Source organism: Pseudomonas sp. 22085 (assembly GCF_052045815.1).
Taxonomy (GTDB): Bacteria; Pseudomonadota; Gammaproteobacteria; order Pseudomonadales; family Pseudomonadaceae; genus Aquipseudomonas; species Aquipseudomonas glycinae.
Map to the genome: position 1 here is coordinate 78175 of NZ_JBQEQA010000021.1, position 15907 is coordinate 94081.

Here is a 15907-nt window from a genome sequence, read left to right on the forward strand (position 1 = left end):
CTCAGACAACGCCGATCACACCGTCCTCATGCAGTTGCTGCAGCAACGCCAGTCCGCTGTCCTTGAACGACATCGTTGCGGGTAACCCCGCCTCCAACGCCAGCCCTTGCAGTTGCTCGCGACCGCTCAGCAACGGGAACGCCTCGATCCGCTGCAACAACCGCCAGGCCAATGGGCTCAGCTCGGAAAACTTCACACTCCAGTCCGTCGTACGCCGCACCAGCAAAAGCGTCGGCTGGACAGGTGGCGTGGCCGGTTGATGATCCGGCCCGAGCATCTGCACCGGCCAGGTGTACGCCAAGGGCCAGGCCAGTGCCGAAACCTGCAACGGCCGATCCAGCAACTGCGCCGGATCGCTCGCCGGCAAGGGTTCGGCGTCGGACTGCTGCAACACCATTTCCACCCATTCGTAATGCGCCAGCTCCACCAGAAACGCCGGCCATTTTCCGTCGCTCAATACGGCAGGCTCCGAGGCGAGGTAACCGACAAACTCCTCGGCGATCTCGCCGAATTTCGGTGTCTGTGCGCGGTAGTCCCGCAGGAAGACACGAATCAACGTGCGCCAGCGTTCCTGGCCGATGATCCGGATCAGCACCGGAAACGTACCGCCCAGCAGTTGCGAGACGTTGTTGAACACCAGATCGCGATAGACATTGACCCGCGCCGCGTTCATGTCGGCGGGCGGCGCTTCATGGTCCGGATCGCGCAAATAGCGGGTCAGGGCCTGTTGTTGCAGCAGAAGATTATCCACGCGGGCCTCCTTCGGTTTGCAGGCGGCGAATGGTTTGCAACTCGGCCACCAGCTCAGAAAACGCCGGGAAATTGAAATCCCGCTCCAGCAACGTCGGCTGCGCACCGAATCGGGCATAGGCGTCGGCCAGCAACGACCAGACCACCGGTTTGACCGAGGCGCCGTGGGTATCGATCTTCAGCGTGTCGGACTCGTCGAAGTGCCCCGCCACGTGCATCCCGACCACCCGGCCCGGTTCGATGGCGGCCAGGAACGTCTGCGGGTCGAAACCGTGGTTGATCGAGTTGACGTAGACGTTGTTGACGTCCAGCAGCAGATCGCAATCGGCCTCGCGCAACACGGCGTTAGTGAAGGTCACTTCGTCCATGTCCTGCCGAGGCGCGGCGTAGTAGGAAACGTTTTCCACCGCCAGCCGCCGGCCGAGAATGTCCTGGGCCTGGCGGATCCGTGCGGCGACGTGGCGCACCGCTTCTTCGGTGAACGGCAACGGCAGCAGGTCGTAGAGGTGACCGTCGTCGCTGCAATAGCTCAGGTGTTCGCTGTACAACGGCACCTTGTGATGATCGAGAAAGGTCCGCACTTCCCGGAGGAAATCGACGTCCAGCGGCGCCGAGCCGCCGAGCGACAACGACAACCCGTGACAGGACAACGGATATCGCTCGGCCAGCTCGCGCAACGCGGCGCCATGGGCACCGCCGACGCCGATCCAGTTTTCCGGGGCGACTTCCAGAAAATCGAAATCGCCGGTGCGCGCGGCTTGCAGGTCTTTCATCAAGCCGCGACGCAGGCCGAGCCCGACGCTGGCCTGCAAGGTGGGGTGGGGAGTCTGCATGGGCTAGATCTCTGCTTGGGAGCCGCCAGATCAGCGACTGACCATTGCAGTTAATGCGTCCACTGTGTCGCCGCTGTGTTCGACCGTCGGGACAATTGGCACCTTGTGTATCCAGCAGCCGCAGAGATACACAGCGATACATAACCACCACGGATTCCAACAGCGGCTAGACTCAATCAGTACCCAGTCGAGGGGGACGCAGGACAGCAGTGTCGCCCTGCCCGTTTCCACGACCACCGCCCGGTGGTGAATGCCTCGACCCACAACGCCACCGGACTGTGATCCTGTCAATGGAGCACATGAAATGGACGAGGCCAGACTCAACGAATTCATGGGCAAACTGGTCAACGACATGGGCGGCGCGGCGATGCTGGCCAATGTCATTGTCGGCGAAGAACTCGGCCTTTACCGGGCGATGGCCGACAGTCAGCCGATCAGCCCCGAAACCCTTGCCGAAAAAACCACCTGCAACCCGCGACTGGTGCGCGAATGGCTGAGCGCCCACGCGGCGTCCGGCTATATGGAACACCACGACGGCAAGTTTCGTTTGCCGGAAGAACAGGCGCTGGCCCTGGCCAAGGAAGACTCGCCGGTGTACGTGGCCGGCGGGCTTGGCGTGGTGGCGTCGTTTTTCCATGACAAAGACAAACTGGTCAAAGCCATGCGCGGCAACGGAGCCCTGTCGTGGGGCGATCACCATCCGTGCATGTTCACCGGCACCGAGCGCTTCTTCCGCCCCGGCTACAAGGGGCATTTGATCGCCGAATGGCTGCCGGCGCTGGACGGTGTGGTGGCCAAACTCGAAGCAGGCGCCAAGGTCGCCGATATCGGCTGCGGTCACGGTGCGTCCACGGTGATCATGGCCCAGGCCTATCCCAACTCGCGGTTCGTCGGCTTCGACTATCACGCGCCTTCGATCACCGTCGCCACCCAACGGGCGGAAGAAGGCGGCGTCAGCAGTCGCGCGCGGTTCTTCCAGGGCACGGCGAAAAGCTACCCCGGCGACGACTATGACCTGATCTGTTATTTCGACTGCCTGCACGACATGGGCGATCCGGTCGGTGCGGCGAAGCATGCGTTTGAATCGTTGAAGGACGACGGCACAGTGCTGCTGGTCGAGCCGTTCGCCAACGACACCCTGGACGAAAACATCACGCCGGTCGGGCGCTTGTTCTATGCGGCATCGACGTTCATTTGCACGCCGAACTCGCTGTCCCAGGAGGTGGGCCTCGGCCTTGGTGCGCAGGCGGGCGAGTCACGCTTGCGCAAGGTGTTTACCGAAGCCGGCTTCAAACACTTCCGGCGGGCGACGCAGACGCCGTTCAACCTGATTCTGGAGGCGCGCAAGTAACCATCAGACCGGCCACGTGAACACCTGCATTGTTCACGTGGCGACTGGGAGCTTACCTTTGCCCCACCTTTAGAATCAGTGGTCCCCGGGAATGTAGCCGTTCACGAACCAGTGCCATTCACCGTTAAATGGCGTCACTTCCAGAACCACTTCTCCAGACTCGCTTTCGACTGCGTGCACGACTGACTCCGGAAATGCCAGAGGCTTGGACGATGCGATGGAAAAAAGGATCGACGCAGTTCCGTCCCGGTTCTCGACCTTCGCGCCGGTCTGGCCTTCGCTTCTTACCTGTCGCCATTCGGATTGACCCTGATGCCGGATGAACAAATAGTTGTCGTGCATCCGGAAGCTGCTGAGAGTCCCAACGCCGAATTGATACTTTTTCAGTTCATGTTCCATATGTGCAAAAAGGCGCGCCGCTTCTTTCTTCCCGATCAATGAGTCGACGGTCAGAGCTCCCGTACGCTGAAATCCTTTCGAATAAGGCGACACGGCGCCAAGCATGCGGTCGAGCAGTCCCCTTGAATCATGCAGGCCATCATTAACCAGACGAATCGGGGCATTTTTCCGACAGTCGTTCAGGCAGGCCTTTCGTAATCCCATATTCTCAATGACATTGGTCGCAACTGCCGTAACAGCAGGCCCCGACCCCGTCCGATAGGAGTCGCCCAAATCGGAATGGGCACCCGGCAGATATACGGTGTACAAACGCTTGAAGTAATACGGTGAACGGTTTCGGGCGTAAGACTGATAGCTCTGGTCATTGTCGATGATCGGGGGAAACAGCGTTCGGGTCTCATTCTTCGCAACCAGATGCAGCCCGAACTCAAGATTGGGTGGCATCCCCAGCATCAGTTTTTCGGTCTGCCCAGTCGCGACAGTCTCAATCAGGATTGCCGACGACCAGACCGGCGCTTTCGTTCCCAGTTTTCCGGCAGTCGACGCATTGTAGACCTGATTCAAAAAGTGCCTGGCAGTGGCCGCCCCCCGACTGAAACCGATAACCACAACCCTGACTTCGGTAGCCGAGGGGTGCGCAGCAATGAATGTTTGCAGTTGGTGCAACGCTTCATTGGCAGTATCGGGAGAACTGCGCCCAGTGGCCTGGTCCAGAAGGCACCACCAGCTGTCTGCGCAACCCGGTCCTCGCAGGTAACTCTTGAGCACTGGAGAATCCGGATACTCGACAGGCTTGCCCAGTTCATTGCCCTCGACCCCGTCGAACAATTGGGCAACCACCGTTTTTGTTTCATCTTCAGGTACTTGGTCACGATCATTGTTGGTGCCATCAAATCCCATGACGAACACGATCCTGCCAGGCTCCTGGTCATTGACTCGAGGAATCGCAAAGGCGAATTCACTGTTCATGAACTGCGTCAGTTCGGTCATCGAATTCTGACTGATAGGGACCTCTCGATATCCCGAAAAAAAACCACTGCAACCGCTGAGCAGTAAAAGTGAGAGCAAGGTACCGAAGAAACACGTGATAGTTGAAAAGCGTGTAAAAGACACTAGACCGTCCTTGGTAAGAAAAAGAATTTTGTGAGCACTTCATGCGAATGACAATTCTCACATGCGCCGATGCTTTTCGGCCCCGGACATGGAAACTTGACCTTGCGATAAGCTACTGGCCGAACGTTCGACGAATACGGACCCAATCATGTCTCTCCAACAGGATCTGAAGGATCTCGTAAATCTCATCGAAGACGGTGGCTTCGTTGTCCTGACGGGCGCCGGGATCAGCACGCCGTCAGGCATCCCGGACTACCGCGATACCGACGGTGTGCGCCGTGGCCGGCAGCCGATGATGTACCAGGAATTCCTCGCCGCCCCGGAATCGCGCCGCCGCTATTGGGCCCGGGCCATGCTCGGCTGGCCGCGCGTGCGCCAGGCACGGCCGAACGTTGCCCATGAGGCTTTGGCCAGTCTGCAAAGCCACGGGCGGATCGGCGGTTTGATTACTCAGAATGTCGATACCTTGCACGATCAGGCCGGCAGTCACGACGTCATCGAACTGCACGGCAGCCTGCACCGGGTGTTGTGCCTGGATTGCGGTCAGCGCAGCGAGCGGGACTCGATTCAGCAACTGATGGAAACGCAGAACCCGTATCTGGCGGGCGTCGATGCCGTGCAGGCACCGGACGGCGACACCCTGCTCGACCCGGCTTTCGAGGCGCGCTTTCAGGTGCCGCATTGCCCGTACTGCGCAGGGGAACGAATGAAACCGGACGTGGTGTTTTTTGGTGAGAACGTGGCGCAGCCAACGGCGGCGCGGGCCATGGCGCTGGCGGAAAATGCCGCCGGGATGCTGGTGGTGGGTTCGTCGTTGATGGCGTATTCGGCGTTTCGCCTGTGCCGGGTGATTGCGGACCGGGGCAAGCCGCTGATCGCGATCAATCTGGGGAAAACGCGGGCGGATGAGTTGCTGGATTTGAAGATTGAGGGGGCGTGCGAACTGATTTTGCCATACTTATCGAGGCATTCCTGATGACAAAAAAGGCAAAATGCATTACAACCTCATCAAAAAAACTTAACATTTTTTCCATTTTTATTGACGAATGAACGAAAAACCTTAACATTCACATCCAAAGCTTTGCGTGCAACGTGATGCAATTGATATAGAGGATGATATGCAAGTCGAACAAACAGACATAATTGCTTTGATTGAAGCATCACTGGAAGCAAACTACTCTGATGTTCGCGCAATAAGCAACCGTATTGCAAAATCTATAAGCGTGCAGGATGTCGAGCTAGCGAAAAAATTAAAATCCATTTTGCGAAAAAAAGGTGTTCCACTTAGAAGTTCTGGATATATGGAAAGTATTCCAGTCGATTCTAAATCCAGGATGGCACTCATTGAGGAACACCAATGGCCTGTAACCCCTCTCTTCCTAAACAAAATTGCAAAACAGGTTTTCGACACATACATATCCGACATTGTAAACATTGACAAACTAATAAGCCATGGACTGGGAGGACGCTTAAATCTACTTCTTTCCGGACCGCCTGGAACGGGAAAAACTTTAATCGCAGGACACATTGCCGCACAATTAAACAGATCACTCTATGTCGTCCGGCTAGACTCCGTAATCTCCTCGATGCTAGGTGACACCGCCAAAAACTTACGGCAAATCTTTGAGTACGTTCCTACGAAAAATGGAATACTTTTTCTTGATGAAGTAGACGCGGTAGCGAAGTTAAGAGATGACAACCACGAAGTCGGCGAACTAAAAAGAGTTGTCAATACACTAATTCAAGGACTCGACTCCTTAGATGATCACACAATAGTTATCGCTGCCACAAACCATGCCGACCTATTAGACCCTGCAATCTGGCGACGCTTCCCTTACAAAATAAAATTTGACTCACCTGACTCCGAAGTTCGCGCCGACCTTTGGAATCACTTTCTTTTCCTAGATAGTAAAAATGAATCTTTATCGAAAATACTTTCGCTGATATCCGAGGGGCTGAGTGGTGCCGACATCGAAACCATCTCCATTGGCTCCCGCCGAAAAAGCATCTTACTTGATAGCGACATCAATATTGGGTCAACAGTTAAGGCGATACTCTCGAGCCTACCAGGACAGGCAGAACTGCCATCAGGGATAGAACTAGAAAGCTCAGAAAAAAAGAACATAACCAACCTACTCCATAACACCTACGGCGTTAGCAAAGTAGACCTAGCAAAACTACTCAATATAAGCCGCCAAACAATAGCAAGCTATTTGAAGGATTAAATCATGGCTACGAGAAATGGAAACTCACTACTAAACCCCGTTTTATCCTTTATGAGAACTCCTTCACCTTCTGCTGTAACTGGTGGAGGAAAAAGCGCGAAAGGTATCGTAAATTCAAGGCTAGCCCAACAAAGAGAAATATTATCATCTAGCCTAGAAAATATAATCAAGAGTAAAGACTTAATTAAATCGCATGCCAACAAAACACATCTAATCGCTCGAATGTTTGATGACTCACATGCACCCTCCTGGACTCCTAAAGACATATTTAGCAGCGAATCCGGATGCCGCATAGTAGCGCCTGCCTTTGACGGATATTTAATTGAGACTAGCATTGATAGTTTCGAAAATATTTCGAAACGACTGAAAACCGGAAACACCATCGTAGACAAAGTAGACATATCAAGAATACAGTCAATAAAACTTTTTGATGCAGCCGAGTCTCTTAGAAGCAAAACCATAGAGAGCCTTTGGAAAGCTCAATCCGAAACACCAAATGAATTCATTTTTTGGTTACTACCATTCTCGGACTCTGCAGCGCGACAGTCTGTAGCTCATACTATATTAAACTTCTACATCGAGAAAAAGCTGACCCTTGGCGACGAGAGCTTCTCCAATCCATTTAATAGAGAACGCCCAAGCAGAACAACATCTTCAGGCCACATCATCAATGCAACCTTATTAAAAGCGCTCGAAAAATATGTAAAAACTGGCACAGCGTCCTTTTCAGCAGAGGTAGACAACCTAGATGACTTGAAAATTATTGCTGCGTCTGGATCTACATATCGTATCGAGCCAGTATCTAAAATCGTCTCTAACTCCCCCCCGCCGGGAGATGGTAAAGAGCCCGCCATCCCGATGACAGGTATCGCAGATTTGCCTATTGTAGTAATTGTTGACGGCGGAAATTCGGCAAAAAGCTACAAACCTCTTGAGGTCTGGTCGGCGCCTCCTTTAGTTGATGATTTCTCAGCCAACAAAATACATGGAAATCAAATAACATCATTAGTATGTCAAGGGCATGCCTGGAACAATAACCTAGTCCTTCCAGAGCTCGCCTGCCGCTTTGTTACAGCACAAGCAATCACAAAGTCAGGAACAAAAAAGCAGCCGACGCAAGACCAATTCATCGACTACCTCAGAGAAGTCGCGACAGAGACCGAAAAAATCTCAAAAGTATGGAATTTATCTTTTAACGAAATAGCACCTTCATCCAACCCCGATGAAATAAGTTTTTTAGGGCATGAGATAAACAAAATATCACGAGACTTTGGAATACTTCCAATAATTTCCATCGGTAACAGATCCTCAACTGCGACCTCCCTTCTTTGCCCGCCTGCGGACTGTGAAGCAGCAATAACTGTAAGTGGCCGAGTGGCAAGTCCTACAGGCGAGCCAAGCAGCAGTTGCCCGATTAGTCTGCGAGGGCCAGCCCCAGGCGGAATGAAAAAACCGGACCTTTCATGGTTCTCTCATCTTCGGATGATCGGAGGCGTCACCAATACGGGCACAAGTTACAGCGCCGCACTGATGTCTTCGCTTGCGTCTCATACCTTCCTAAATTTAAAGAACCCTACTCCAGATCTGGTACGCGCCCTATTAATTAACGGTGCAGAAAAAACCTCCCACTGCAATGACCTTGGATGGGGAACTCCATGGTCACCGGAAACTTTACCTTGGTTATGTAAAAACGGAACTGTAACCCTCGCTTGGGTTTCAAAACTCAAGCCAGGCGTAGCATATTACTGGAATGAGATTCCGGTACCTAACGAAATGATTGTTGACGGAAAATTGAAAGGCAAAGCATCTTTGACTGCAATAATAAAACCCATAGTCTCTGAGCTAGGTGGAACCAACTACTTTTCCACTAGACTTCAAGTTGCTCTTCAGGCCACATCTTTGTCAGGTTCCACCATCAATCTTTTAGGCTCAATGAAAGAGTCTAAGGACAAAGAAACTGATGCCAGAGCAGAGCTAGCCAAGTGGAGTCCAATACGCCGACACTCCTCCCCCTTCACTGGCAAGTCCATGGACATGAACTCGATGCGCCTTCATGCCCGCATCTACACAAGAGACTTGTACCAATTTCACCTAAATAGCCATCATGAGCTTCCAGAACAAGAGGTTGCATTTGTACTTAGCTTTGAAGGTGCAGAAGAAAACTCGGGGATTTACAACACTATGACCAGTAAGCTTGGAGCGTCTGTAGAGAGCGCCGTCATAGAGCAAAACATTGAAATTTCTACAAACACAACCTCATAAAAGTCTTAAGTGGCAAGGACGCTACTTACTCTAAGCAATTACATTTACTGTAAATATTTGTTCTTTAAGAATCTCGAACAATGCCTGCGCCGCCGCCGACAGTTCATTCCCCGGATCCGTCAGCACGCCAATCGCCCGCTCCACCACCGGCTCGTGCAAGGTCAGGCAATGCGCGCCCAACTCGCGCATCTGCCCGGCACACAACGCCGGCACCGCACTGACGCCCAGCCCGCTCGCCACCATCCGCCCCACCGTCGCCAGTTGATGGCTTTCAAACTCCACCGGCAGTTTCATCCCTCGGGCCTGCAGGTGTTCTTCCAGCATCACCCGAACCGTGGACGGTCGTTGCAGGGTAATGAACGGTTCCTGCAGCAAGGTCTGCCAATCGATGTCGCTCCGGGCGGCCAGCGGCGAATCCTGCGGCACGACGGCGACGAAGCGATCGCGGTAAAGCGGCGTGAAGGTCAGCGAGGTGTTCTGCATCGGCTCGAAGGCCACGCCGAGTTCGACCTGACGATCGCGAACCATTTCCAGCACTTGCTCGTTGATCACGTCGTTGACCGTCACGTTGACGTTCGGATAACGCGCGCGAAAGGTCTTGAGGATCGGCGGCAGCAGGTTACCGGCAAATGACGGCATCGCCGCCAGCGTCACCCGCCCACGCTGCAGGCTGAAGCGCTGGCGCATTTCGTCTTCGGCGTTGTCCCAGTCGGCGATCAGGCGCCGGGCCAGCGGCAGCAGCGATTCGCCCTCCGGGGTCAGCGCCACGTTGCGCGTGTTGCGGCTGAACAGGCGCCCGCCGAGGCCCTCTTCCAGCGCCTTGATGGTCAGGCTCAGCGCCGATTGCGACAAGTGCAGACGCTCGCAGGCCACGGCAAAGCTCAGGCTTTGGGCGACGGCGAGAAAGGCGCGGATCTGCTTGATGGTCATGAACGCTATGCTTCCCTATCAGAGTCTTGATCGTTCCCACGTCGAGGCGTCGAACCGTCTGCGGGGGAACGCAGCCCGTGACGCTCCGCGTCACTGGACGCGGAGCGTCCCTAGAGGCATTCCCACGCAGAGCGTGGGAACGATCAAATGAGGCCGATTATTGAGATTTATCAATCAATCAACCTTAAAAATCAACTTAACAAATATATCCTTCAGCGCGACACTCCAGTCATTCGGCTAGCCAGCCGCCCGACAAACAATAAAAGAGGTGCATATGGCAGGTTTCGACAAGCGCGTGTATTCCTACGAGGAAGCCATGGCAGGTCTTGAAGACGGCATGACCGTGATCGCCGGCGGCTTCGGCCTGTGCGGCATTCCGGAAAACCTGATCGCCGAGATCAAGCGCAAGGGCACCCGCGACCTCACCGTCGTCTCCAACAACTGCGGCGTTGATGGCTTCGGCCTCGGCGTGCTGCTGACCGACCGCCAGATCAGCAAGGTGGTCGCCTCTTACGTCGGCGAAAACAAGCTGTTCGAAGAGCAATTGCTCAAAGGCGACATCGAAGTCGTACTGACCCCGCAAGGCACCCTCGCCGAGAAAATGCGCGCAGGCGGCGCCGGCATCCCGGCGTTCTTCACGGCTACTGGCGTCGGCACCCCGGTCGCCGAAGGCAAGGAAGTACGTGAATTCCACGGTCGCAAGTACCTGATGGAAGAGTCCATCACCGGCGACTTCGCCATCGTCAAAGGCTGGAAAGCCGACCATTTCGGCAACGTCATCTACCGCCACACCGCCCAGAACTTCAACCCGCTGGCCGCTACCGCCGGCAAGATCACCGTGGTCGAAGTCGAAGAAATCGTCGAACCCGGCGAACTGGATCCGTCGCAGATCCACACCCCCGGCATCTACGTCGACCGGGTCATTTGCGGCACGTTCGAAAAACGCATCGAACAACGCACCATCCGCAAATAATCCAGGCTGACGGAGAACAAGAACATGGCACTTACCCGCGAACAAATGGCTCAACGCGTCGCCCGCGAAATGCAGGACGGCTACTACGTGAACCTCGGTATCGGCATTCCGACCCTGGTCGCCAACTACATCCCCGAAGGCATGGAAGTCATGCTGCAATCGGAAAACGGCCTGCTCGGCATGGGGCCTTTCCCGACTGAAGACACCATCGACGCCGACATGATCAACGCCGGCAAACAGACCGTAACCGCGCGCATCGGCGCATCGATTTTCAACTCCGCCGAGTCCTTTGCCATGATCCGCGGCGGTCACGTCGACCTGACCGTGCTGGGCGCGTTCGAAGTGGACGTGCAAGGCAACATCGCCTCGTGGATGATCCCGGGCAAACTGGTCAAGGGCATGGGCGGCGCGATGGACCTGGTGGCCGGCGCCGACAACATCATCGTCATCATGACCCACGCGTCCAAGGACGGTGAGTCCAAGTTGCTGAGCCAATGCAGCCTGCCGCTGACCGGCGCCGGTTGCATCAAGCGCGTGCTGACTGACCTTGCGTACCTGGAAATCGAAAATGGCGCTTTTGTCCTCAAGGAACGCGCACCTGGCGTCAGCGTCGAGGAAATCGTCGCCAAAACCGCTGGTAAACTGATCGTCCCGGATCACGTACCGGAAATGCAGTTCGCTGCCGAGTGAGGAATTCGAAAATGCAAGACGTCGTCATTGTTGCCGCCACGCGCACCGCGATCGGCAGTTTCCAGGGATCGCTGGCCACCGTCTCCGCCGTGGATCTGGGCGCAGCGGTCATCCGCCAGTTGCTTGAGCAGACCGGTCTGGACGGTGCCCAGGTCGATGAAGTGATCATGGGCCAGGTGCTGACCGCCGGCGCCGGCCAGAACCCGGCGCGCCAGTCGGCGATCAAGGCCGGTCTGCCACACGCCGTACCGGCCATGACCCTGAACAAGGTCTGCGGCTCGGGTCTCAAGGCCCTGCACCTCGGTGCACAGGCGATCCGCTGCGGCGACGCGGACGTAATCATCGCCGGCGGCCAGGAAAACATGAGTCTGGCCAACTACGTCATGCCGGGCGCGCGCACCGGTCTGCGCATGGGGCACGCGCAAATCGTCGACACCATGATCAGCGATGGCCTGTGGGATGCGTTCAACGATTACCACATGGGTATCACCGCCGAGAATCTGGTCGAGAAATACGAGATCAGCCGCGAGCAGCAAGACGCCTTCGCTGCCGCGTCGCAACAGAAAGCCGCTGCGGCCATTGAGGCCGGGCGCTTTGTCGATGAAATCACTCCGATCCTGATCCCGCAGCGCAAAGGCGATCCGGTGGCGTTCAAGGTCGACGAGCAGCCACGCGGCGACACCACCGCCGAATCCCTGGCCAAACTGCGTCCGGCCTTCAAGAAGGACGGCAGCGTCACCGCCGGCAACGCTTCGTCGCTGAACGACGGCGCGGCTGCCGTGATCCTGATGAGCGCCGAAAAAGCCAAGGCCCTGGGCCTGCCGGTGCTGGCGAAAATCGCCGCCTACGCCAACGCGGGCGTCGATCCGGCGATCATGGGCATCGGCCCGGTGTCCGCCACTCGCCGCTGTCTGGACAAGGCTGGCTGGAACATCGGCCAGCTGGATCTGATCGAAGCCAACGAAGCCTTCGCCGCGCAATCGCTGGCGGTGGCCAAGGATCTGCAATGGGATCTGGACAAGGTCAACGTGAATGGCGGCGCCATCGCCCTCGGTCACCCGATCGGTGCATCGGGCTGCCGCGTGCTGGTGACCCTGCTGCACGAAATGATCAAGCGTGATGCGAAAAAGGGCCTGGCGACCCTGTGCATCGGCGGCGGTCAGGGCGTGGCCCTGGCGCTGGAACGCGCGTAAGCGCAAAGAGGTTCAACAGCGGGCAGTGGATCCACGACATCCGTGGCCCGTTGGCAACAAACCCGGTACGACTCACGTCGCACCGGGTATTTTTTTGCCCGGCCGTCAGGCGAACTTCACCAGATTCAGCACCGGCAATGGTCCGCCGGGGAACTGCACCAGTCGCGCACCCACGCTCAACTCGCCCAGATCGATACCGAAGAAGCCGAGCTGATCGATCAACGCACCCACTTCAGCCTTGGCCTGAGCGTCATCCCCGGACAGGAACAGCACGCGCTTGCCCCCCTCCGACGCCGGATCCGCTTCCAGCAAACGCGCCAGCAAGTGGTTGAACGCCTTGACCACCCGCGCCCCGGGCACCCACTCGGCGAACACTTCGCTGGACGGCCGCCCCTGCAAATCCACCGGTTTGAACGACGGCGCTTCAATCGAATTGTTGGCGTCGATAACAATCCGCCCGCCGAAGTCCGGCAGACCGGCCAGTGCGGTTGGCAGTTTCGACCAGTTCACCGCGACCAGCACGATGTCCTGGGCGGCGGCTTCTTCACGGGTAACGGCGCGAGCGGTCGGGCCGAGTTCTGCGACCAGTTCAGCCAGGGTTTCCGGCCCGCGACTGTTGGCGATGACCAACGGGATGCCCTGACGCGACAAGGCTTTGGCAAACGCTGAACCGATGGCGCCAGCGCCGATGATTCCGATAGTGCTCATGGTGTTTTCCTCAGAGTGGGGTAAGACTCGAAACGAATCTTGCGCTTGCCATTCCCACTTGATTAGCCGGTAATGCCTTGAATGATCTTCAAGTATTGCTATCAGGTCGAACCTATGGAAACCCTTGCCAATCTGGAATCTTTCGTCCGCAGCGCCGAGACCGGCAGCTTCTCCGCCGCCGCACGGTTGCTGGCGCTGACCCCGGCTGCGGTCAGTCGCAACGTGGCGATTCTTGAGCGTAATCTGGGCGTGCGGCTGTTTCAGCGCTCGACCCGCAAACTATCGCTGACCGAGGCCGGTGAGGGTTTTCTGGCGAGTATCGGCGGCAACCTCGACGCCTTGCAGGCAGCGATTGCGACGGTCGCGACCGAGCGCGGCGAGCCGGCGGGTGTGCTCAAGATCAGCCTGCCGCCGACGTTCGGCATCGATCACATGCTGCCGCTGCTGCCGGAGTTTCTGGCGCGCTATCCGCTGATTCGCCCGGAATGGCACTTTGAAAATCGTCAGGTTGATTTGATCGCCGAGGGGTATGACGTGGCGATCGGCGGCGGATTCGAGCTGACGCCCGGCGTGGTCGCCCGGCCATTGTCGTCCGCCGAAGTACTGGCGGTGGCGTCGCCGGCGTATCTGGCGGGTCGCACTCTGCCGCAACATCCGGCGGATCTGGCCGAGCATCAGGGCATCGTCATGCGCGGCCTGCGCACCGGGCGCCTGCGCCAATGGCAGATGCACAACGAAGCCGGTGAACAGGCCAGCGCCCTGCTCAACCCGAGCATCGTGCTGAATGACCCGATGGCCATGCGCAAGGCCGCGCTGCTGGGCTTGGGCGTGACGATGCTGGTGCTGCCCGATGTCAGCGCGCAGATCGAACGCGGTGAATTGGTGCGGCTGTTGCCCGACTGGCAATGCGATGCCGGCGCGATATCGTTGTACTACCCGAGCCGTACCTTGCTGCCGGCAAAGACCCGGGTGTTCATTGATTTTGTGGTCGAAGCGTTTGGCTCATTATCGTAATGATCGTTCCCACGCTCCGCGTGGGAATGCAGCCCGGGACGCTCTGCGTCCCATTGGAACGCGGAGCGTGGGGCCAATCATGCCGATTACGCCGCCAATTGCAGGATCAACCACGCATTCGCCCCGCTGATCAGCACAAACAATCCCCACGCGAGAACCTTGGTTGGCAACCGATTCACAAACGGCCCCATCAGTTGTTTGTCGTTGGTCATGCGAATCAGCGGATACAGCGCAAACGGCAATTGCAGGCTCAACACCACCTGGCTCAGCACCAGCAACTTGCCCACCGCGCCGTCGCCCATCAGCCACACGCCGATGAATGCCGGGATCAGCGCCAGCCCACGGGTAATCAGGCGCCGCTGCCAGCAAGGGATCCGCAGGTTCAGATAGCCTTCCATGATCACTTGCCCGGCGATGGTGCCGGTGAAGGTCGAACTCTGCCCCGACGCCAGCAGCGCCACGCCGAACAGCACGCTGGCCAGCGCGCCGCCCACCAGTGGGTCGAGCAAGTGATAGGCGTCCTGGATGTCGACCACGTCGGTGTGCCCGGACTGATGAAAAGCGGCCGCCGCGAGTATCAGGATCGCCGCGTTGACCAGCAACGCCAGCGCCAGCGAACCGATGGTGTCGATGCGCGCCAGCTTCACTGCGTCCTGCTTGCTGGCCAGATCCTTGCCGATCAGCCGCGTCTGCACGATCGAAGTGTGCAAGTACAGGTTGTGCGGCATCACCGTGGCACCGAGGATGCCGATAGCCAGGTACAACGGCGCAGCATCGCTGATCGCCGACAGCGACGGTTTGAAGCCTTGGGCGACGTCCGGCCAGTACGGTTTGATCAACAGCAATTCAACAAAGAAGCACGCGCCGATGGTCCCCACTAGCACCAGCATGATCGCTTCCAGCCGGCGGAAACCACGATTTTGCAGGGCCAGCACCAGCAGCGTATCGAATGCGGTCAGAGCGATACCGAACGTCAGCGAACAACCGAGCAGCAAGTGAAACGCCAGCGCGCAGCCGAGCACTTCTGCCAGGTCAGTGGCGATGATCGAGATTTCCGCCAACACCCATTGCAGCCGCGCCGTCGGAGTGCTGTAGCGTTCGCGGGAAAGCTGCGCCAGATCGCGCCCGGTGGCGATGCCCAGCCGCGAGCACAGGCATTGCACAACCATGCCCGCCAGGCTCGCCAGCAATACCACGAACAACAGGCTGTAACCGAAGTGCGAACCGGCCTCGATGGCAGTGGCCCAGTTGCCCGGATCCATGTAGCCGATCGACACCAGCAAACCGGGGCCGGCAAAGCGCAGCACGCGTTTGAAGAACGAGGCGTTGGGATCGACCGGGACACTGCCGGCCACTTCCGGCGGGCAGAACGGCGCCGTGGCGATCTTGGGCAAACTGAATTTCACGAACACATCCAGAAACAAGTCGAAAGGCGCAGCTTAGACGTTTCAGTCGGCGCGCCCAAG

Annotated in this window: 14 protein-coding genes; 8 read left to right on the forward strand and 6 right to left on the reverse strand. The window is 57.2% G+C overall.

What is annotated here, in order from left to right:
* Window position 1: 1 nt before the first annotated feature.
* Together ACTJK7_RS23350 and ACTJK7_RS23355 are read right to left on the reverse strand one after the other, a co-directional pair.
* Complete coding sequence (locus ACTJK7_RS23350; protein WP_440780675.1) at window positions 2-751, reverse strand: HvfC family RiPP maturation protein; 750 nt, start codon at window positions 749-751, stop codon at window positions 2-4.
* Window positions 744-1583, reverse strand: coding sequence for an HvfB family MNIO-type RiPP peptide maturase (locus tag ACTJK7_RS23355; RefSeq protein WP_085655691.1), 840 nt, complete (start codon window positions 1581-1583; stop codon window positions 744-746). Before ACTJK7_RS23355 ends, ACTJK7_RS23350 begins: the two co-directional genes overlap by 8 nt.
* A gap of 304 nt (window positions 1584-1887) precedes the next feature.
* Here ACTJK7_RS23355 and ACTJK7_RS23360 point away from each other — a divergent pair, with 304 nt between their 5' ends.
* A complete protein-coding gene (locus tag ACTJK7_RS23360) occupies window positions 1888-2934 on the forward strand; it encodes a class I SAM-dependent methyltransferase (RefSeq protein WP_064382366.1) in 1047 nt (348 codons plus the stop codon).
* A 75-nt stretch (window positions 2935-3009) separates the two neighbouring features.
* On the opposite strand, the gene ACTJK7_RS23365 is transcribed toward ACTJK7_RS23360, so the two are convergent.
* Window positions 3010-4323, reverse strand: a complete 1314-nt coding sequence (locus ACTJK7_RS23365; RefSeq protein ID WP_108561028.1) for a phospholipase effector Tle1 domain-containing protein — start codon at window positions 4321-4323, stop codon at window positions 3010-3012.
* A 271-nt stretch (window positions 4324-4594) separates the two neighbouring features.
* On the opposite strand from ACTJK7_RS23365, the gene ACTJK7_RS23370 reads away from it, so the two are divergent.
* From ACTJK7_RS23370 to ACTJK7_RS23380, 3 genes are all read left to right on the forward strand, one after another.
* Window positions 4595-5422, forward strand: coding sequence for an NAD-dependent protein deacetylase (locus tag ACTJK7_RS23370; RefSeq protein ID WP_108561025.1), 828 nt, complete (start codon window positions 4595-4597; stop codon window positions 5420-5422).
* A 142-nt stretch (window positions 5423-5564) separates the two neighbouring features.
* Window positions 5565-6671, forward strand: a complete 1107-nt coding sequence (locus ACTJK7_RS23375; RefSeq protein WP_108561022.1) for an AAA family ATPase — start codon at window positions 5565-5567, stop codon at window positions 6669-6671.
* Between the two features lie 3 nt (window positions 6672-6674).
* The gene (locus ACTJK7_RS23380; protein ID WP_440780676.1) at window positions 6675-8933 is read left to right on the forward strand and encodes a S8 family serine peptidase; all 2259 of its coding nucleotides are present in this window, start codon (window positions 6675-6677) and stop codon (window positions 8931-8933) included.
* A gap of 30 nt (window positions 8934-8963) precedes the next feature.
* Here the strand turns inward: ACTJK7_RS23380 and ACTJK7_RS23385 are convergent, their stop codons facing one another.
* Window positions 8964-9863 carry a LysR family transcriptional regulator gene (locus ACTJK7_RS23385; RefSeq protein ID WP_108561016.1) on the reverse strand — a complete coding sequence of 300 codons (900 nt, stop codon included), beginning with the start codon at window positions 9861-9863 and terminating at the stop codon, window positions 8964-8966.
* 274 nt (window positions 9864-10137) lie between these two features.
* On the opposite strand from ACTJK7_RS23385, the gene ACTJK7_RS23390 reads away from it, so the two are divergent.
* From ACTJK7_RS23390 to ACTJK7_RS23400, 3 genes are read left to right on the forward strand one after another with little or no spacing between them, the layout of a single operon-like run.
* Window positions 10138-10836, forward strand: a complete 699-nt coding sequence (locus ACTJK7_RS23390; RefSeq protein ID WP_064382369.1) for a CoA transferase subunit A — start codon at window positions 10138-10140, stop codon at window positions 10834-10836.
* Between the two features lie 24 nt (window positions 10837-10860).
* Complete coding sequence (locus ACTJK7_RS23395) at window positions 10861-11526, forward strand: CoA transferase subunit B (protein ID WP_011333516.1); 666 nt, start codon at window positions 10861-10863, stop codon at window positions 11524-11526.
* Window positions 11527-11537: 11 nt separating this feature from the next.
* Entirely contained in the window at window positions 11538-12719 is a 1182-nt protein-coding gene (locus ACTJK7_RS23400) for an acetyl-CoA C-acetyltransferase (protein WP_085733159.1), read from the forward strand.
* Window positions 12720-12824: 105 nt separating this feature from the next.
* Here the strand turns inward: ACTJK7_RS23400 and ACTJK7_RS23405 are convergent, their stop codons facing one another.
* Window positions 12825-13490, reverse strand: coding sequence for an NADPH-dependent F420 reductase (locus ACTJK7_RS23405; RefSeq protein ID WP_108561013.1), 666 nt, complete (start codon window positions 13488-13490; stop codon window positions 12825-12827).
* Between the two features lie 51 nt (window positions 13491-13541).
* Here ACTJK7_RS23405 and ACTJK7_RS23410 point away from each other — a divergent pair, with 51 nt between their 5' ends.
* Window positions 13542-14441: a LysR family transcriptional regulator gene (locus tag ACTJK7_RS23410; RefSeq protein WP_108563661.1), complete on the forward strand. Its 900-nt coding sequence runs from the start codon at window positions 13542-13544 to the stop codon at window positions 14439-14441.
* Between the two features lie 86 nt (window positions 14442-14527).
* Here ACTJK7_RS23410 and ACTJK7_RS23415 read toward each other — a convergent pair whose 3' ends face one another.
* A complete protein-coding gene (locus ACTJK7_RS23415) occupies window positions 14528-15847 on the reverse strand; it encodes an Nramp family divalent metal transporter (protein ID WP_108563660.1) in 1320 nt (439 codons plus the stop codon).
* Window positions 15848-15907 lie beyond the last annotated feature (60 nt).